At 57.9% G+C, this 16,252-nt stretch carries 21 protein-coding genes; 13 read left to right on the forward strand and 8 right to left on the reverse strand.

From position 1 onward, the window contains the following. Window positions 1-3 precede the first annotated feature (3 nt). The 6 genes from AC3Y7R_RS05535 to AC3Y7R_RS05560 are packed head-to-tail and all read left to right on the forward strand — an operon-like array spanning window position 4 to window position 3,519. Window positions 4-414 carry a protein tyrosine phosphatase family protein gene (locus AC3Y7R_RS05535; protein ID WP_490041027.1) on the forward strand — a complete coding sequence of 137 codons (411 nt, stop codon included), beginning with the start codon at window positions 4-6 and terminating at the stop codon, window positions 412-414. Between the two features lie 3 nt (window positions 415-417). Then, entirely contained in the window at window positions 418-768 is a 351-nt protein-coding gene (locus AC3Y7R_RS05540; RefSeq protein ID WP_490041028.1) for a ScnB-like protein, read from the forward strand. Beyond that, window positions 765-1,043 carry an SH3-like domain-containing protein gene (locus tag AC3Y7R_RS05545; RefSeq protein ID WP_490041029.1) on the forward strand — a complete coding sequence of 93 codons (279 nt, stop codon included), beginning with the start codon at window positions 765-767 and terminating at the stop codon, window positions 1,041-1,043. Before AC3Y7R_RS05540 ends, AC3Y7R_RS05545 begins: the two co-directional genes overlap by 4 nt. Next, the gene (gene nthA / locus AC3Y7R_RS05550) at window positions 1,033-1,701 is read left to right on the forward strand and encodes a nitrile hydratase subunit alpha (RefSeq protein WP_490041030.1); all 669 of its coding nucleotides are present in this window, start codon (window positions 1,033-1,035) and stop codon (window positions 1,699-1,701) included. Before AC3Y7R_RS05545 ends, nthA begins: the two co-directional genes overlap by 11 nt. A gap of 3 nt (window positions 1,702-1,704) precedes the next feature. Continuing rightward, a complete protein-coding gene (locus tag AC3Y7R_RS05555; RefSeq protein WP_490041031.1) occupies window positions 1,705-2,568 on the forward strand; it encodes a DMT family transporter in 864 nt (287 codons plus the stop codon). Between the two features lie 3 nt (window positions 2,569-2,571). Then, window positions 2,572-3,519 carry a lysophospholipid acyltransferase family protein gene (locus AC3Y7R_RS05560; RefSeq protein ID WP_490041032.1) on the forward strand — a complete coding sequence of 316 codons (948 nt, stop codon included), beginning with the start codon at window positions 2,572-2,574 and terminating at the stop codon, window positions 3,517-3,519. Here the strand turns inward: AC3Y7R_RS05560 and AC3Y7R_RS05565 are convergent. The 3 genes from AC3Y7R_RS05565 to acnA all read right to left on the reverse strand — a co-directional run bounded on the left by AC3Y7R_RS05565 (window position 3,471) and on the right by acnA (window position 7,491). Continuing rightward, the gene (locus tag AC3Y7R_RS05565; RefSeq protein WP_490041033.1) at window positions 3,471-4,172 is read right to left on the reverse strand and encodes a DUF1223 domain-containing protein; all 702 of its coding nucleotides are present in this window, start codon (window positions 4,170-4,172) and stop codon (window positions 3,471-3,473) included. The two genes, AC3Y7R_RS05560 and AC3Y7R_RS05565, sit on opposite strands and share 49 nt — an antisense overlap. A gap of 85 nt (window positions 4,173-4,257) precedes the next feature. Beyond that, entirely contained in the window at window positions 4,258-4,704 is a 447-nt protein-coding gene (locus AC3Y7R_RS05570; RefSeq protein WP_490041034.1) for a methyltransferase family protein, read from the reverse strand. 99 nt (window positions 4,705-4,803) lie between these two features. Next, a complete protein-coding gene (gene acnA / locus AC3Y7R_RS05575) occupies window positions 4,804-7,491 on the reverse strand; it encodes an aconitate hydratase AcnA (RefSeq protein ID WP_490041035.1) in 2,688 nt (895 codons plus the stop codon). 165 nt (window positions 7,492-7,656) lie between these two features. Between acnA and ccmA the strand changes: the two genes are divergently transcribed. From ccmA to ccmD, 4 genes are all read left to right on the forward strand, one after another. Next, entirely contained in the window at window positions 7,657-8,286 is a 630-nt protein-coding gene (gene ccmA / locus AC3Y7R_RS05580; protein ID WP_490041036.1) for a heme ABC exporter ATP-binding protein CcmA, read from the forward strand. Then, window positions 8,283-8,939: a heme exporter protein CcmB gene (gene ccmB, locus AC3Y7R_RS05585; protein ID WP_490041037.1), complete on the forward strand. Its 657-nt coding sequence runs from the start codon at window positions 8,283-8,285 to the stop codon at window positions 8,937-8,939. Before ccmA ends, ccmB begins: the two co-directional genes overlap by 4 nt. A gap of 97 nt (window positions 8,940-9,036) precedes the next feature. Further along, on the forward strand, window positions 9,037-9,765 hold the full coding sequence (locus tag AC3Y7R_RS05590) for a heme ABC transporter permease (RefSeq protein ID WP_490041038.1): 729 nt from the start codon (window positions 9,037-9,039) through the stop codon (window positions 9,763-9,765). 36 nt (window positions 9,766-9,801) lie between these two features. Further along, a complete protein-coding gene (ccmD, locus tag AC3Y7R_RS05595) occupies window positions 9,802-9,972 on the forward strand; it encodes a heme exporter protein CcmD (RefSeq protein WP_490041039.1) in 171 nt (56 codons plus the stop codon). 61 nt (window positions 9,973-10,033) lie between these two features. Here the strand turns inward: ccmD and AC3Y7R_RS05600 are convergent, their stop codons facing one another. The 3 genes from AC3Y7R_RS05600 to AC3Y7R_RS05610 form a co-directional block, all read right to left on the reverse strand. Continuing rightward, window positions 10,034-10,531 (reverse strand): MarR family winged helix-turn-helix transcriptional regulator, encoded by a 498-nt coding sequence (locus AC3Y7R_RS05600; RefSeq protein WP_490041040.1) that lies wholly within the window; start codon window positions 10,529-10,531, stop codon window positions 10,034-10,036. 93 nt (window positions 10,532-10,624) lie between these two features. Beyond that, on the reverse strand, window positions 10,625-10,915 hold the full coding sequence (locus tag AC3Y7R_RS05605; RefSeq protein WP_490041041.1) for a succinate dehydrogenase assembly factor 2: 291 nt from the start codon (window positions 10,913-10,915) through the stop codon (window positions 10,625-10,627). Then, window positions 10,912-11,304: a helix-turn-helix domain-containing protein gene (locus tag AC3Y7R_RS05610; protein ID WP_490041042.1), complete on the reverse strand. Its 393-nt coding sequence runs from the start codon at window positions 11,302-11,304 to the stop codon at window positions 10,912-10,914. The genes AC3Y7R_RS05605 and AC3Y7R_RS05610 overlap by 4 nt, the downstream gene beginning before the upstream one ends. A 93-nt stretch (window positions 11,305-11,397) precedes the next feature. On the opposite strand from AC3Y7R_RS05610, the gene AC3Y7R_RS05615 reads away from it, so the two are divergent. Both AC3Y7R_RS05615 and AC3Y7R_RS05620 read left to right on the forward strand, forming a co-directional pair. Continuing rightward, on the forward strand, window positions 11,398-12,600 hold the full coding sequence (locus tag AC3Y7R_RS05615; RefSeq protein WP_490041043.1) for a pyridoxal phosphate-dependent aminotransferase: 1,203 nt from the start codon (window positions 11,398-11,400) through the stop codon (window positions 12,598-12,600). A gap of 105 nt (window positions 12,601-12,705) precedes the next feature. Further along, window positions 12,706-14,136: a tetratricopeptide repeat-containing sulfotransferase family protein gene (locus AC3Y7R_RS05620; protein ID WP_490041044.1), complete on the forward strand. Its 1,431-nt coding sequence runs from the start codon at window positions 12,706-12,708 to the stop codon at window positions 14,134-14,136. A 9-nt stretch (window positions 14,137-14,145) separates the two neighbouring features. Here AC3Y7R_RS05620 and AC3Y7R_RS05625 read toward each other — a convergent pair whose 3' ends face one another. Further along, complete coding sequence (locus AC3Y7R_RS05625; protein ID WP_490041045.1) at window positions 14,146-14,985, reverse strand: NAD(P)H-binding protein; 840 nt, start codon at window positions 14,983-14,985, stop codon at window positions 14,146-14,148. Then, entirely contained in the window at window positions 14,978-15,439 is a 462-nt protein-coding gene (locus AC3Y7R_RS05630; protein WP_490041046.1) for a nuclear transport factor 2 family protein, read from the reverse strand. Before AC3Y7R_RS05630 ends, AC3Y7R_RS05625 begins: the two co-directional genes overlap by 8 nt. Before the next feature lie 81 nt (window positions 15,440-15,520). Between AC3Y7R_RS05630 and AC3Y7R_RS05635 the strand changes: the two genes are divergently transcribed. Next, on the forward strand, window positions 15,521-16,141 hold the full coding sequence (locus AC3Y7R_RS05635; protein ID WP_490041047.1) for a TetR/AcrR family transcriptional regulator: 621 nt from the start codon (window positions 15,521-15,523) through the stop codon (window positions 16,139-16,141). Window positions 16,142-16,252 lie beyond the last annotated feature (111 nt).

The following is a 16,252-nucleotide window of genomic DNA, read 5'->3' on the forward strand; positions in this document are numbered from 1 at the left end:
CCCATGGACATTCGCACACTCTCCCCCGACTTCGCCGTAACCCCGCAGATTCACGCCTCCGACTTTGACGCGATCAAGGCCGAGGGCTTCACCCATATCCTGTGCAACCGCCCCGAGGGCGAAAGCATGCCGGGCGACAAACCCGACGATATCAAAGCCGCCGCAGTGGCCGCTGGCATGGGATTTTCCAACAACCCGATCGTCATGGGGCAAATGAATATGGACAATGTCGCGGCCCAAAAAGTTGACGGAAAGGTCTTGGCCTACTGCGCCTCCGGCACAAGATCCGCCATCGTTTGGGCCTTCACACAGGCAGGGAAACAGCCGACCCAAACCATCCTGGACACATTGGCAAACGCCGGCTTTCCAATGCCCCAAATGGCCCCGCAGATCGACGCCTTGGCGAAAGGATAACGGATGAGTTTCTCACCAAAGTCTAACGACCCTGCGCGCCGCTGGCACGACATGGGCGGCGACGCCGCTGGCTCCGTCCCGATGGAGGGCCACGACTTTGCAATCTGGGAAAAGCGCGTCGACGCACTGGTTATTCTTGGCCAAATGCGCGGGCATTTCACCGTCGACGGGCTGCGCCGCGCCCTAGAAGACATGGGCGAGCAAGCCTTTGAGAACATGAGCTATTACGAGCGGTGGGTCGCGGCCCTGAACCATAACCTGCTGGAAGCAGGGGTGTATTCGCTCGAAGAACTCGGCACCAAGATGGAACAAGTCAAAGCCCGCGGTGACACCTATGGCGCGGCGCAATCATGACCCTTGATGTCGGCACAACTGTCCGGATCAAAACCATGTCCCCCCTCGGCCATATCCGTACGCCGCATTACTTGCGCGGCAAAACCGGCATTGTGGAACGCGTCCTCGGCCCGTTCAAAAACCCCGAGCAACTGGCCTACATGGTCCCTGCCCTGACCCGCACGCTCTACCGTGTGCGTTTCGAGATGGGTCACATCTGGCCCGATGCAGAAGCCCCGCAAGACACCCTCGACGCCGAAATTTACGCGCATTGGATTGACCAAAATGCCCCATGACCACCACGACAATGATCATGATCATGACGGGCCATTGTCACCCTCGGGCCACCCCTACCGCAAAGACAATGACGCGGCGCTGAGCTATTGGCAGACCATGGAAATCGCCATCCGCGAGTTGATGGTCGAAAAAGGCGAGCTAACACCGGCCCAAATTCAGGCCCAGATCGACGCCATGGACGACCGATCCCCCGCCAACGGGGCCGCCGTGGTGGCGCGTGCGTGGACCGACCCCGCCTTCAAAACCCGCCTGCTTGCCAATGCCTCGGACGCGGCGCGCGAAATGGGGTTCGACATTGGCCCGATGCACCTGATTGCCGTCGAAAACACCGCCGACACCCATAATCTGATCGTCTGCACCCTGTGTTCATGCTACCCGCGCAACCTGCTGGGCTTGCCGCCTGATTGGTACAAAACCCGTGAGTATCGCTCGCGGGCGGTGCGCGAGCCGCGGGCGGTGCTGCGTGAATTTGGCGTGGATCTGCCGCCGCAAACGACCCTGCGCGTCCATGACAGCACTGCCGACATGCGCTATATCGTGCTGCCCGCGCGCCCCGAGGGCACGCAAAACATGGACGCCACACAATTGGCCACGTTGGTCACCCGCGACGCCATGATCGGCACTGGCTTGCCCAAATCCGCGCCGAAAACCGCGTAACTCATGGCGCAAAATAATATCGCGCGCGGCATCGCCTTGATGGTCGCGGCCACCTTAATGTTCACCTTGATGGATGTCTGCGCCAAGACGCTCTCGACCCGCGTGGACACGATCCAGGCTCTCTGGGCGCGCTACACCGTGCAAATGGTGGTGGTCACCTTGCTTGTCGCGCCACGGTTGCGCACGGTCGCGCGCACCCAACGCCCCGGACTACAGGTCTTTCGCGCTTTTGCCTTGCTGGCCACCACTGGGTTCTTCTTCTTTGGCTTCCAGAAAATGTCGCTGATCGAGACCACAGCCCTGATGCAAATCAGCCCGATTTTCATCATGGTCGGCGCGGCAGTGTTCTTGGGCGAACGCTTCGGTGCGCGCCGTGCGGTGGCGGCGGGGGTGGCGCTTCTTGGGGCCATGATCGTGCTGCGCCCCGGATCAGACGCCTTCACCCCCTACGCCCTGCTGACGCTTTGCGGCACGGTTTGCTACTCCAGCTATGCACTGGCAACGCGCTATGCTGGGCAAAACGAGGACGTCTGGACCTCGCTGTTCTACACAGGCTCCGTCGCCACGGTGCTGCTGTCCGTGATCGTCCCGTTTTTCTGGCAACCACTCGAGGCCTCCGACCTGCCCTATATGCTAGGCCTCGGGCTACTTGGCACCATGGGGCAATTGCTACTGATCCGTGCACTCTCCATGGCTCCGGCCTCGGTGCTGGCCCCGTTCACCTATGTGGCACTCATCTTTTCCAGCCTTTGGGGCGTGATGTTCTTTGGCCATTTTCCCGATGCCCCGGTCTATATCGGAGCGCTTGTGATCGTCGGAGCCGGGCTTTATGTCTGGCACCGTGAAACACGTATCAAACCCACCTAGATCATGGCCCTAGGACGCACAGCAAAAGGCCGCCGCGGCCCCGTCGAACTGGCAACCTATCTGGCCATTCGCGCCATCATCGGCTTGGCGCTTCTGGTGCCGTACCGCTGGCGGGTGCCAATGGCGGGCTGGGTCGTCTCGCGCGTGATAGCCCCGCTCGCGGGCTACTCAAAACGCGTGCGCGCAAACCTCGCCTATGTTTGCCCCGACTTGCCAAAACCTGAGGTAGAGCGCCTCGTGCGCGCGGTCCCGGACAACGCTGGCCGCACCCTGATCGAGATTTTCTCGGGCAAAGGGTTTACCGACCGCTTCAAACACGCGCCCCTAACCGGCGAGGGCGTGGCAGAGCTGCACAAAGCCCATGCCGAGGGCCGCCCCGTGGTTCTTGTGACTGGCCATTTTGGCAATTATGACGCGCCCCGTGCGGCCTTGATTGCGGCGGGTTTTAACGTCGGCGCGCTCTATCGCGAAATGAACAATGCCTACTTCAACCCGCATTACGTCGCAGCCATCAGCACCGTCGGCACGCCAGTGTTTGCGCGTGGCCGTCAAGGCTTGGCCGGATTGATCCGGTTTCTGCGTGGCGGCGGGATGGCGGGGTTCTTGGTGGACCAATATATGTGGGATGGCGCGGATCTAACCTTCTTCGGCAAACCTGCGCCAACCGCGCTCTCTGCCGCCGAATTGGCCTTGAAATACAACGCCGTAGTCATCCCTACCTATGGGGTGCGCCAGCCAAATGGTCTTGATTTCGAGGTCATCTGCGAGGCGCCTATCGCGCATAGCACACCGCTGCAAATGACCCAAGAGCTCAACAATTCACTCGAAGCATTGGCGCGCCAGCATATGGATCAGTGGTTCTGGATTCACCGGCGCTGGAAGCCCGAGCAGGCCGAACAGCGTCAGTCGATACGCGCTGCGGCTAAAATGGGGCCAAACGAGCCCTCTTGAATCAGCACCACTGACGGATCATCCCCAAGGGTCTCGGCCGTCAAACTCAGGGCGCGGTCGCCGTTCCATTTGCCAATGGCCTCCAGACTTGCCACAACATTGCGATACGTTATGGTCTTGCCTGCGTTCTCCCCCGTGAGGATGTCCACATGCTCTTCTGGCAGGTAGCGGATTAATTGCACCAGCATTTTCCGAGGGACATCGCCAGTGCGCCGCGCCTCAATATGCAGCGCGCCACTGCCATCGCGACTTAGCTTCAACGTGACCGGAGCAGGCATATTCTTGTGCTTGTTTATCTGATCGGCCAGTTGCATGGCCTTGGTGCCTACAACCTGATCACGTCCGCCAATAACCATCTGGGGCGTGTAAACCATGGTCGAATGGGCCGCATGGGCATAGCCACGCTGCCGCTCGGTATGGGCAGGCTTGGCAAAAACATCCGCCCAGCCAAGGTAGTCCCAATAATCCACATGCATGCTCAACGCGATCACGTCATCGCGCCCGGCCAGTTCACCCAAAATCGCATCCGCTGGCGGGCAGGACGAGCAGCCTTGCGAGGTAAACAACTCCACCACAACGGGGCCACCCGCCACGGCGGGCAAGGCAGGGGCCAGCATCAAGGCGGCAACGGCGGCGGTGGTTAAGCGCTTCATCATGTGTCTAGGTATCCCATCTGTGTCTTTTCCTGTTTAGGGTGTCACCCCCTCGCGCGCCAATCAAGCCTTTGCGAGCAATACGTCAGACCCAGCGGCGGGTCTTTTGCAAATAGGTCTCAGCCTGCGCGCCAAATGCCGCCCTAAGCCCCGCCTCTTCCGCCACAATGAAGCGCCGGTTGAGGATCACCACGAAAATTGGCAATAAAACCAAACAGATCACCTGCCCACGCCCCAGAATGGATCCGCCAAGGATAATCGCCATCGCCAGATAAATCGGGTTGCGCGACAGGCGGTACGGCCCCTCAATGATCAGCGATTTAGGCGCGTGATGCGGCTCAATCGGGGTTTTGTGGTGCCAAAACCACCATGCTGACCATGCGATTAGCACCAAGCCGACTGCGATAAACCCCCAGCTCAACACGCTTAACAGGGTCCAATTCACAGCGCCGGGCAGCACGCGGGCAACAGCCCAGTTCAACGCAAGGAACAGCAAAAGCCACAAAGGCGGGAGATCAGGAAAACCTTTCATCGCGCCATTGTGCCAACCTGCGCGGCGTTCGTCACCCGTAAAATGCAAAGCCCGCCGCAAAATCAATTACGGCGGGCCAAACTAGGTATTTCAAGTCAATCAGGACGCAGCCAGATCGCGCAGCACGTAGTGCAACACGCCACCATGCTCAATGTATTCCTTCTCGATTGCAGTATCAATCCGGCACTTCAACGTGATGTTTTTCACCTCACCGTCCGCCATAGTGATCGCACAAGGCACCTCGGAAAGTGGCTTCAAATCGCCCTCAAGGCCCATGATCGACACGGTTTCTTCACCGGTCAGGCCCAAAGATTTGCGTGTATCACCATTGGTGAACTCGAACGGGATAACGCCCATGCCCACCAGGTTAGACCTGTGAATACGCTCGAAGCTTTCCGAGATCACGGCTTTCACGCCCAGCAATGCCGTGCCTTTCGCCGCCCAGTCCCGCGAAGACCCCGCGCCGTATTGCTCGCCACCGAAGATCACCAGCGGAGTACCCTGTTCTTGATACGCCATCGCCGCATCAAAGATCGCAGCCTGCGCGCCGTCTGGCCCTTTGGTGTAGCCACCTTCAACGCCGTCCAGCATCTCGTTTTTGATGCGAATGTTGGCAAATGTACCGCGCATCATGATCTCGTGGTTACCACGACGCGACCCGTAAGAGTTGAACTCGCGCGGTGCCACTTGACGCTCTATCAGATATTGCCCCGCTGGGCTGGTCTCAGCAAATCCGCCCGCCGGAGAGATGTGGTCCGTGGTGATCATATCGCCCAGAACCGCCAAAACTTTGGCATCCTTCACATCCGAGATTACACCCGGTTCCTTAGACATGCCTTGGAAGTAAGGTGGGTTTTGCACATAGGTCGATGCCGCAGGCCAGTCGTAAGTCTGGCTGTCAGTCGTCTCGACGCCCTGCCACTTCTCGTCGCCCTTAAACACGTCCGCATATTTCTCTTGGAACGCTTTACGGGTCACGGTTTTCTCAACCATTTCAGCAACTTCTTGCGTCGTTGGCCAGATGTCTTTCAGGTAGACATCATTGCCGTCTTTGTCTTGCGCGATCACGTCTGTGGCCAAGTTAATGTCCAACGTACCGGCCAAAGCATAGGCCACAACCAATGGCGGAGACGCCAAATAATTGGCCCGCACATCAGGGCTGATCCGCCCCTCAAAGTTCCGGTTGCCCGACAAAACTGATGTCGCAACCAAGTCACCCTCAGAAATCGCCGCAGACAGCTCAGGTTGGATAGGACCAGAGTTGCCGATACATGTCGCACAGCCATAACCCACAAGGTTAAAGCCAATCGCATCCAGATCTTTTTGCAGATCAGCCGCTTCCAGATAGGCCGAAACCACCTGTGATCCCGGTGCCAAAGATGTCTTCACCCAAGGTTTACGATCCAAGCCCAATGCAGCCGCTTTGCGCGCCACAAGACCCGCACCGATCATCACATAAGGGTTCGATGTGTTCGTGCATGACGTGATCGACGCGATCACAACCTTGCCCGATTCCATGGTGTAATCTTCACCAGCCACAGCCACTTCTTTGCCCATTGGGCGCTTGAAAGTGTTCTTCATTTGGTCGTGGAACGCTGACTGACCGTCGGTCAGGGCAATGTAGTCTTGCGGGCGTTTCGGGCCCGAGATCGCAGGAACAATCGTTCCCATATCTAGGCTCAATGTGTCCGTATAAACGGGCGCGTAATCCGCGTCGCGCCAGAAGCCGTTCTCTTTGGCGTAGGCCTCGACCAATGCGATGGTCTCTTCTTCGCGCCCTGTATTGGTCAGGTAGCGGATGGTCTCTTTGTCGATCAAGAAGAACCCACAAGTCGCGCCATATTCCGGTGCCATATTGGCAATCGTTGCACGGTCCGCCAATGGCAGATTATCCAACCCAGCGCCGTAGAATTCAACGAATTTACCAACAACACCTTGGGCGCGCAGCATTTCCACAACCTTCAGCACAAGGTCAGTACCAGTTGTACCCTCGACCATAGCACCAGTTAACTCAAAGCCGACAACCTCAGGGATCAACATCGAGATAGGCTGACCCAGCATCGCAGCCTCAGCCTCGATCCCGCCAACACCCCAACCCAAAACGGCCGCGCCGTTTACCATGGTTGTGTGGCTATCCGTGCCCACCAACGTGTCAGGATATGCAACCATTTCGCCAGCTTGATCCGTGTCGGACCAAACGGTTTTGGCCAAATACTCAAGGTTCACTTGGTGGCAAATACCTGTGCCGGGGGGCACAACGCGGAAGTTGTTAAAGGCGTTTTGACCCCATTTCAGGAAGGTATAGCGCTCAAGGTTGCGCTCATATTCGCGCTCAACATTCATCTTGAATGCGCGCGGCGTGCCGAACTCATCGATCATGACCGAGTGGTCAATGACCAAATCAACCGGGTTCAGCGGGTTAATCTTTTCAGCGTCGCCCCCCAAAGCCACAAGGCCATCGCGCATCGCAGCCAAGTCAACTACGGCTGGAACGCCGGTGAAATCCTGCATCAAAACGCGGGCTGGACGGTAGGCGATCTCTTTTGGGTTTTTGCCACCCAGTTTAGCCCAATCCGAGAATGCCTTGATATCCTCGACTGTGACGGTCTTGCCATCCTCAAAGCGCAACATGTTCTCTAGCACCACTTTCAACGCGGCTGGCAGTTTAGAGAAATCACCAAGGCCGGCCTCTTCGGCGGCTTTGATCGAATAAAAGGCAAAAGATTTGCCGCCTGCTGTGAGGGTGCGGCGGGTCTTGGCGGTGTCTTGTCCTACGACAATAGGCATAGCTGGAACTCCCGAAAATGGCATAAAATGCGGTCTCTGGAGTGGTCATGCCTTAAGTTTTATGGGCAATCAAGGGGGCATCACGCCGCTGGAGGTGTTTTGGTATACTATTGCATACATTTTTACCTGTTTTCGTCCGCCAAACGATACGCTACCCCTAGGGAGATGAATTTTGGCGTCCAAAACCTGGCCTGCAAACGAGGCGAAGTAACCGTACTGTCCGGCGTGACCTTTACCGTCGCGGCTGGCGAGGCCATAATTTTGCGCGGCCCCAACGGTGCAGGCAAAACCACCTTGCTGCGCTGCCTTGCCGGATTAACGCCCCCCGTTGCGGGGGATTTAAATTTCTCACCCGATGATGTCGCCTATGCGGCCCATGCCGATGGGCTAAAGGCACAACTCAGCGTGGCCGAAAACTTGCAATTCTGGGCAGATATCTTTGGCACCCACGATATTACCCCCGCCATCATGGCATTCGATCTGGAAACCCTGCTCACGCGCCGCGCCCAAGACCTGTCCGCCGGGCAAAAACGCCGCCTGTCACTCTCGCGCCTTATGCTAACTGGGCGCTCTATCTGGGCGCTGGACGAGCCGACCGTCTCGCTCGACGCCCAAAACGTCGCGCGTTTTGCCGCCGCAGTCACCACACATCTGGGCACGGGCGGCTCCGCAATTCTTGCGACCCATATCGACCTTGGCCTTCCCAAGGCACGCGTGCTCGACATTTCACCCTTCCGTGCCGCCTTGCTGGACACCCCCTCGGATGACCCTTTCCTCGACGAGGCCCTGTCATGATTGCCCTCCTGCGCCGCGACCTGACCCTTGCCACCCGTGCGGGGGGCGGATTTGGCCTTGGCTTGGCGTTCTTTTTGATTCTCGTGGTGTTGATCCCGTTTGGTGTCGGTCCGGATTCTGCAACCTTGTCACGCATTGCGCCCGGCATCTTATGGGTCGGTGCATTGCTCTCATGCCTACTCTCGCTGGACCGTATTTTCCAGCTCGATTTCGAGGACGGCACACTCGACTTGCTCGCCACATCGCCCCTGCCCCTCGAAGCCGCAGCACTGCTAAAAGCACTATCGCACTGGTTAACTACCGGCCTGCCCCTTACGCTCATCGCGCCGTTCTTGGGCATTTTCCTAAGCATGCCCAGCCAAGCCACAGTCTGGCTGGTCGCATCGCTGGCCCTTGGCACCCCAGCCCTTTCCGTGCTTGGCACATTCGGCGCAGCACTCACGGTTGGGCTAAAGCGCGGCGGGCTGCTGATATCACTACTGGTCTTACCCCTCTATATACCCACCCTGATTTTCGGAGCCGAAGCCGTGCGCCGCGGGGCCGAAGGCTTACCCGCGACCACTCCGCTACTTTTCCTCGCGGCAATCACAGCGGGCTCTGCCGCCCTCTTGCCCTTTGCCTCTGCCGCAGCACTTCGGATGAATCTGCGCTAAAACCTCATCCCGTGAATGCCCCGACCTTGGCCAACGCGACACTACGCCCTGCGCAAATTCCATTGCCCCGCATCAAACCATCCCATAACACTACCCCATGTCGATCTGGGAATACGCAAATCCAACCCGCTTTATGCAGACCTCTAGCAAGTTATTGCCAGCGGTGGCGCTGCTGTCTTTAGCATGCCTTTTAACTGGCCTGATTTGGGGTTTCTTCTTTACCCCCGATGACTACCGCCAAGGGGCAACTGTAAAAATCATCTATCTCCACGTCCCATCTGCATTTCTGGCCATCAATGCGTGGATCATGATGCTGGTCACCTCGCTGATCTGGCTGGTCCGCCGCCACCATGTCTCGGCGCTGGCAGCCAAAGCTGCCGCCCCGATTGGCCTAACCATGACCCTTATTGCACTGATTACCGGCGCCATTTGGGGGCAACCAATGTGGGGAACCTATTGGGCTTGGGATCCGCGCCTGACCTCTTTTCTCATCTTGTTTTTGTTCTACCTTGGCTACATGGCTCTTTGGGCCGCGATCGAGAACCCCGACACTGCCGCAGACCTCACATCAATTTTATGCCTCGTCGGCTCGGTTTTCGCCCTCTTATCGCGCTATGCGGTCAACTTCTGGAACCAAGGGTTGCACCAAGGCGCATCGTTATCTCTGGATAAGGAAGAGCACGTCGCGGACGTATTCTCGTCCCCTCTCTATGTATCCTTGACCGGCTTCGTCCTCTTGTTTATTGCCCTCGTCCTTCTGCGGACAAGAACCGAAATCAGACTGCGCCGCGCCGGAGCACTCATCTCACGCGAAAGACTTGGATAATGCCGAACACGCAATGGCGTATAAAAAGGATCACAGATGCTACCTGATCTAGGGAAACACGCGGACACAGTGTTGTCCGCCTATGTGATATCTATCGTCTTGCTTGTTGGCCTTGTCACCTTGTCGTTTTGGCAATCTCACCGCGCCAGAATTAGGCTCTCCCAGATTGAATCCCGCCGGATATCGGCCCCGCGAAACTCCCCATAGGCAAGCTAAGATGTCGTCTGCCCACACTACTCAAGAAGATCACAACAGTTAGCCATAAGCCTTAGTAAATATAGCGGATTTGATCTGACCAATAACGCTCCATCCGGTGTAGCGAGTGGTTGATCATGTCGATCCCATCATTCCCAAGGATACCTTTTTCCTCTAGGCCAATGGCATGACGCTCGAAAAGCTCTCCGACCTTGTCGCGCACGTTGCGACCCCGCTCGGTCAAGCGCACACGCACGGATCGGCGGTCAATCTCGCACCGCTGATGGTGCATATAGCCCATTTCCACCAACTTCTTAAGGTTATACGACACGTTCGAGCCTTGATAGTAACCGCGTGACTTCAACTCACCTGCGGTGACTTCATTCTCGCCAATATTAAACAACAACAGTGCCTGCACGGAGTTGATATCTAGGATACCAAGCCGCTCGAACTCATCCTTGATGACGTCCAATAGCAACCGATGTAGCCGCTCCACCAAGGCTAGGCTTTCTAAATATCCCGTCATAAAAAGGCGGGCCTGCGGGCTTGCAAGTGGTTTTTGCATACTCATTGATCTCTCCGACTACTTCTGCTCTTGCAGTCGAAGTAGCCGGAGAATCACCAATAAACGGTTAAACGCGCGCAAATTTGCGTAAAAACTTGATCAGAAGACCTGAGACTCCGTCACAGCACGCTTGATCAAACCAGAAAACCTGTCCGGCGCGGGCACATGTCCACAGGCCCAGGCATACATATCGTGATCATTTTCGCTTAGCATTTCGTCGTACAAAGCCAGATCATCATCACTCAGGCTATCCAGCGCGTGGGTCGCGAACCCGCCAAGGATCAGGTCCATTTCCTTGATCCCGCGCCGCATCGAGCGCAACTTCAAACGCCGTAGCTTAATCTCGCGCGGCTCACCAGTAGGCCCAATTTCATTCATAACTTCACTCATGATACGGTCTTCAACGACTTGGCCAAACGCTTCTCTAGCTGGCCCAAATGGTCCGCCAAGCGCGAAAATTCAGCCTTAGTGCGGCGCAACTCCAGCAAAATATCCTTCACATCACCGGACAATTCCACCCCGTCAACTGGCCCCTCGACCCCGCTGCCCTCGCCCGTTAGCAGCCAGCGCATCGACACGTTCAACAACCCCGACAGCATCGACAGCTTGTTTGCGCGCGGCTCGTCCACGTCGTCTTCCCAGCCACGAATGGTCTTCAATTTCACGCCCAGCTTTTTGGCCAGTTCTTCTTGGCTTAACCCCTGCGCCTCGCGCCCGGCGGCCACGCGGTCGCCAAAAGTTGCACTGTCATTGCCGAAATAAGCGTCCGTGTCGTCCATGTGGGGCATCCTCCAAGGGGCGTTATCGCTTGAATGCGTCGGGGCCTATCCGTAAGACCGAATTGTCCATAATTCAACCTGACGAGGCGTCACATGTCCTTTCTGTCCGAAACTCTGTCCCGCGTAAAACCTTCCCCCACTATCGCCGTCACCCAAAAAGCGGCTGAATTAAAGCGCGCGGGCAAGGACGTAATCGGCCTTGGCGCTGGCGAGCCGGATTTTGACACGCCACAAAACATCAAAGACGCCGCCGTTGCTGCCATCGCGGCTGGCAAAACCAAATACACAGCCCCCGACGGCATTCCAGAGCTGAAAGACGCCATCTGCGCCAAGATGAAACGCGATCATGGGCTGGATTATACCCCCGCGCAGGTTTCCGTCGGCACTGGCGGCAAGCAAACCTTATATAACGCCTTTGTCGCCACTTTGAACGAGGGCGACGAGGTCCTGATCCCCGCCCCCTACTGGGTGTCCTACCCCGATATGGTGCTGCTGGCGGGCGGCACCCCGATCACGGTCGAGGCCACACTAGAGAACAACTTCAAACTGACCCCCGCGCAGCTCGAGGCCGCGATCACGCCCAACACCAAATGGTTCATCTTCAACTCACCCTCCAACCCCACCGGCGCGGGCTATACTTGGGACGAATTGAAAGAATTAACCGACGTGCTGCTGCGCCACCCGCAGGTCTGGATCATGACCGATGATATGTACGAACACCTCGCCTATGACGGGTTCGAATTCTGCACCCCCGCACAGGTAGAGCCACAACTCTACGAGCGCACCCTGACCTGCAATGGTGTCTCCAAAGCCTATGCCATGACGGGCTGGCGCATTGGTTATGCCTGTGGTGCAGAAAAATTGATCAGCGCGATGCGCAAGGTGCAATCCCAATCAACCTCCAACCCCTGCTCTATTAGCCAATGGGCCGCGGTCGAGGCGTTGAATGGCACGCAAGACTTCCTTGCTCCCAACAACGAGATATTCGTGCGGCGCCGCAATATGGTGGTCGAGATGCTCAACGCGGCACAGGGCCTCACCTGCCCAACACCCGAGGGCGCGTTCTATGTCTACCCCTCGATTGCGGGCTGCATTGGCAAAACATCGCCAGCAGGCACCAAAATCGAAAATGACGAGATTTTCGCCACCGCCCTGCTGGAAGAATACGGCGTCGCAGTGGTGTTCGGCGCAGCCTTCGGCCTCAGCCCGAATTTCCGCGTCAGCTACGCCACCTCGGATGAGAACCTGCGCGAGGCTTGCACCCGCATCCAAACTTTCTGCGCAGCGCTCACTTAAACCACACCCCCGCCTCGGCCCAATGGGCTGCGGGCGGGGGTGACGACTACCAGACGCACCGCCTTGCCACCTCTGGCTGCTTCGACAATTTGAAAGGCCTGTGACGTGAGCCAATTCGATCACAAAGTCATCAACGCCCGCAAGCAGGCCGCTGCCGGAGACCTATCCGGGGCGTTGCAGTCGATCTCTCAGGCCATACTTGAGGCCCCCAATGACGGCACCCTCAAGTTGTTTCGCGCCCGCCTGCTTCATGCCCTTGGGCAAGACCGCGCTGCCCTGCAAGATTTGCCCCCCTTGAATGCAACTCAATCCTCGCCACAACTTATGGCCTTCCGCGCCGAGGTCGAGGAAGGCGCGGGCAATTTCACTGCGGCGATTGCCGCGCTTGGCCACCTAATTGATGGTGCTCAAAAAACCACCCCCCTGCTGGCCAAACGCGCCGTCCTTCACCAAGCCCTTGGGCAATTTAACGAGGCCCGCACCGACCTGCTCGCCGCGATCAAGGCCAATCCCGCCGATGGCGAATTATACCGCCTGCTTGGCGCGCAACACCGGTTCACCAAAGGCGATCCCTTACTGGGGAAGATGCGCAAGGCGCGCACCAAAACCAAGTCCAACTCCGCCGCCGCCGCGCATCTGGACTTTGCGATATCCAAAGCCCTCGATGACCTGGATCAGCCCGATCAGTCCTTCAAACACCTGCTGCGCGCCAACGCCATTATGCGCAAATTGCACCCCTACGATATCCAAGACCGCCTGAGCCAATTGGCCCAATACAAGCGCGCGTTTGCCTCCCTCCCTGCGGCCCCCACCGCAGAGGCCAGCACCGCCGCGCCGATATTTATCACCGGTCTGCCGCGCTCTGGCACCACGCTGGTCGAGCAAATCCTCTCCGCCCACCCCGATGTCACCGGCGGCGGTGAGATGGCCATTTTCGGCACTGAGTTGCGCCGCATCCTTGGTGATCTCGCAAACCAGCCTGCTGACAAGCTAGATCTAACGCCTCAAAACCTTGCAACCCTCGGCCACGCCTATGTAGATGCCGCTCAAACCCGCCACCCTCAGGCCGCGCGCATCACCGACAAATCCATCCAGACCGCGGTCTATATGGGCGCAGTTGCCGCCGCCCTGCCAAATGCGCGCATCATCGTGGTCAAGCGCAACCCGCATGGCAACGCGCTATCCCTGTTGCGTCAGGTTTTTCAGCCGGGAAAACAGACCTTCAGCTACAACCTTGCCGATATCCGCGCCTATCAAGACAGCTTCGACGATATAGCCGCCTTCTGGCAAACCCGCCTGCCCGATCGGGTCCACACCATCAATTACGAAGACCTTGTGACAACGCCCGAGCAAACCACCCGCGACTTGCTCGCTATGGCGGGTCTTGCGTGGAACGACGCCTGCCTGCACCCCGAGGAAAACACCCGCGCAGTGCAAACCCTCAGCGCGGTGGCCGTGCGCAAACCGATCAACACCCGCGCCGCCCACTCATGGCACCGCTACGCCACGCAATTGGGCGCAAAACCTACGCCATAACAAACCGGCCTAAACGCCCTGCCAGACAGCGGCATGGCGCGCCACAAAATCGTCAACACTCGCCCCAGCTTGGCCCGTGATTTTGCGCAGGTTGTCCGTCGTGCGGTCCTCCGCCCCCGTCGAGATCACCTCATCCATCCCCGCAAGGGTCTGTGCGTAATCTGCCGGAAACCCCAGCCCCTCAAAACGACCTGCAATTCCCGCCACATCCAAGCGCCGATGCGCTATGTTGCGCCCCAAATGGCGCGAGAAAACTGCGGCGATATCATCATAGGAAAGGGCCTCGGGTCCGGTCAAAATGTAATCCGAATTCTCGATTTTTTCGGCCCTCAGCAGCGCCACAGCGCATTTGGCAATATCTGCGGCATCAATGAAGCCGATGCGCCCGTCACCTGTCGCCGAGAAGACCGCCGATTCATCCCTTATCGGCGCAAGATGCTGCCCCTCGGAAAAGTTCTGCATGAACCATGACGGGCGCAAGACCGCCCACTCAGGTGCATTTTCACGCAGCCACCCATGCACGGCCCCCATCATCGCACCGCCCTCTTCAAGCGAGGATGCACTCAGCAAAACGAACCGCGAGACCCCCGCCTTGCGCGCAAACTCAAGGGCTGGTTGCATGGCGCCAATGCTGTCGAACGTATCGGTCGGCGCCACCAGATAAACCGCCCCTACACCGTGAAATGCCCCTTCGAAACTTGCGGGATCTTGCCAGTTGAAGCGTATCTCGCCCGCGGCTTTCGGGGTTCGGCTTGCGATGCGCGGGCGCTCGCCTGCCTCGCGCAAACCCGCAACAACACGGCGGCCGGTCTTGCCGGTTCCGCCAGTGACAAGGATAGGTTTAATCATTGGTAAACTCCTGAAAATGCGCCACTAAAGGCGCGCTGCCGCCGACGGCGCCAAGTAAAATAAGGGGGTTCCAGTAATCGCGATATTGAACAATTTCGCCGCCGCGAACGCGGATAACTGAAATATAGTCCTGATCATAGTCGCCACCGCTCAGCATGCCGTGCCCCTTGCACGAGAACTCCAGAACAAAGGTTTCGCCATCCACCGAGGCATGCGTGACCGGCATGCTCATCACATCAAAGGCGATCAACTCGCCAACCTTTTGTATATAGGCCGCCAGTTGGGCTTTGCCCCGGACCTCGCGCACAAGCCCGGCTGGCGCATAGGGAAGCTGGAACACGATATCCTCAGAACACATTGCCAGAAAACCTGTGCCCGCGCGGCTCGATACAACCTCGCCCAACGCCGCGCGCAGCATGGCACCAAAACTTGAAACAGGTTTCTGATCGGACATGATATCCCCTCGGTGGTTAGGGCTTGAACCGCATGAAATACGTCGATACGGTAGCGTATCATCGCAATAAAGGAAGTCACGATGGAACGCAACAGTTCTAACGACAATTCTTCACAGAAACCGCCACGCAGCCCGGCTGGTGCCGCTGTTTTGCAAACATCTGTCACCGATGCGCTGCACCGCGCCTTGTTTGAGGAATGGTCCGAGACGGGCTATGCCTCCTTGCGCATGGAGCGCATCGCGACCCGTGCGGGCGTGGGCAAAGCCGCCCTATACAGACGGTGGAAAACCAAACGCGACTTTGCCTACGACGGCGTGCGCGCCACCGCTCTGACGATCACCCCAATCCCGGACACCGGCTCTCTTGACGGTGATGTCTCGCGCCTTATCCGGCAGTTCGCAATCGCCCTGCGCCACCCGCTTATCCGGCGCATATTGCCCGATCTGCACGCCGAACATGCCCGCTCGGATGAGTTGGCAGAGCTTCTGAACAGCGTCACCAAAGAGCGCCGCGCGCAGGCCGAAATCGTGCTTGAGCACGCAATCCAGCGCCGTGAACTACCTGCGACAACCGACCGGAGGCTAGCGCTCGACATGTTGATAGCCCCGCTCTACTGGCGGATCATCGTGCAAAAAAGCCGCCCCTCTCACCGCGAGATAGATCAAATCACCAAGATTGTTTTGCTCTCGATCCGTGGCTAATGCTCAGACCGAACATGCGCCTTCACAACGCCCGCCCTTTTGGCAATCGGCAAACTTGACACGCCCCGAGCAAATCAGCATTTCCGTACCCGACTTGCTTGTGCTAGCCTC

This window comes from Litoreibacter sp. (assembly GCF_058136045.1).

Bases quoted from the DNA above. Each gene is read 5' to 3' on its own strand.
- AC3Y7R_RS05535 (WP_490041027.1), top strand. From the start codon at position 4: ATGGACATTCGCACACTCTCCCCCGACTTCGCCGTAACCCCGCAGATT.
- AC3Y7R_RS05540 (WP_490041028.1), top strand. From the start codon at position 418: ATGAGTTTCTCACCAAAGTCTAACGACCCTGCGCGCCGCTGGCACGAC.
- AC3Y7R_RS05545 (WP_490041029.1), top strand. From the start codon at position 765: ATGACCCTTGATGTCGGCACAACTGTCCGGATCAAAACCATGTCCCCC.
- nthA (WP_490041030.1), top strand. From the start codon at position 1,033: ATGCCCCATGACCACCACGACAATGATCATGATCATGACGGGCCATTG.
- AC3Y7R_RS05555 (WP_490041031.1), top strand. From the start codon at position 1,705: ATGGCGCAAAATAATATCGCGCGCGGCATCGCCTTGATGGTCGCGGCC.
- AC3Y7R_RS05560 (WP_490041032.1), top strand. From the start codon at position 2,572: ATGGCCCTAGGACGCACAGCAAAAGGCCGCCGCGGCCCCGTCGAACTG.
- AC3Y7R_RS05565 (WP_490041033.1), bottom strand. From the start codon at position 4,172: ATGAAGCGCTTAACCACCGCCGCCGTTGCCGCCTTGATGCTGGCCCCT.
- AC3Y7R_RS05570 (WP_490041034.1), bottom strand. From the start codon at position 4,704: ATGAAAGGTTTTCCTGATCTCCCGCCTTTGTGGCTTTTGCTGTTCCTT.
- acnA (WP_490041035.1), bottom strand. From the start codon at position 7,491: ATGCCTATTGTCGTAGGACAAGACACCGCCAAGACCCGCCGCACCCTC.
- ccmA (WP_490041036.1), top strand. From the start codon at position 7,657: ATGAATTTTGGCGTCCAAAACCTGGCCTGCAAACGAGGCGAAGTAACC.
- ccmB (WP_490041037.1), top strand. From the start codon at position 8,283: ATGATTGCCCTCCTGCGCCGCGACCTGACCCTTGCCACCCGTGCGGGG.
- AC3Y7R_RS05590 (WP_490041038.1), top strand. From the start codon at position 9,037: ATGTCGATCTGGGAATACGCAAATCCAACCCGCTTTATGCAGACCTCT.
- ccmD (WP_490041039.1), top strand. From the start codon at position 9,802: ATGCTACCTGATCTAGGGAAACACGCGGACACAGTGTTGTCCGCCTAT.
- AC3Y7R_RS05600 (WP_490041040.1), bottom strand. From the start codon at position 10,531: ATGAGTATGCAAAAACCACTTGCAAGCCCGCAGGCCCGCCTTTTTATG.
- AC3Y7R_RS05605 (WP_490041041.1), bottom strand. From the start codon at position 10,915: ATGAGTGAAGTTATGAATGAAATTGGGCCTACTGGTGAGCCGCGCGAG.
- AC3Y7R_RS05610 (WP_490041042.1), bottom strand. From the start codon at position 11,304: ATGGACGACACGGACGCTTATTTCGGCAATGACAGTGCAACTTTTGGC.
- AC3Y7R_RS05615 (WP_490041043.1), top strand. From the start codon at position 11,398: ATGTCCTTTCTGTCCGAAACTCTGTCCCGCGTAAAACCTTCCCCCACT.
- AC3Y7R_RS05625 (WP_490041045.1), bottom strand. From the start codon at position 14,985: ATGATTAAACCTATCCTTGTCACTGGCGGAACCGGCAAGACCGGCCGC.
- AC3Y7R_RS05630 (WP_490041046.1), bottom strand. From the start codon at position 15,439: ATGTCCGATCAGAAACCTGTTTCAAGTTTTGGTGCCATGCTGCGCGCG.
- AC3Y7R_RS05635 (WP_490041047.1), top strand. From the start codon at position 15,521: ATGGAACGCAACAGTTCTAACGACAATTCTTCACAGAAACCGCCACGC.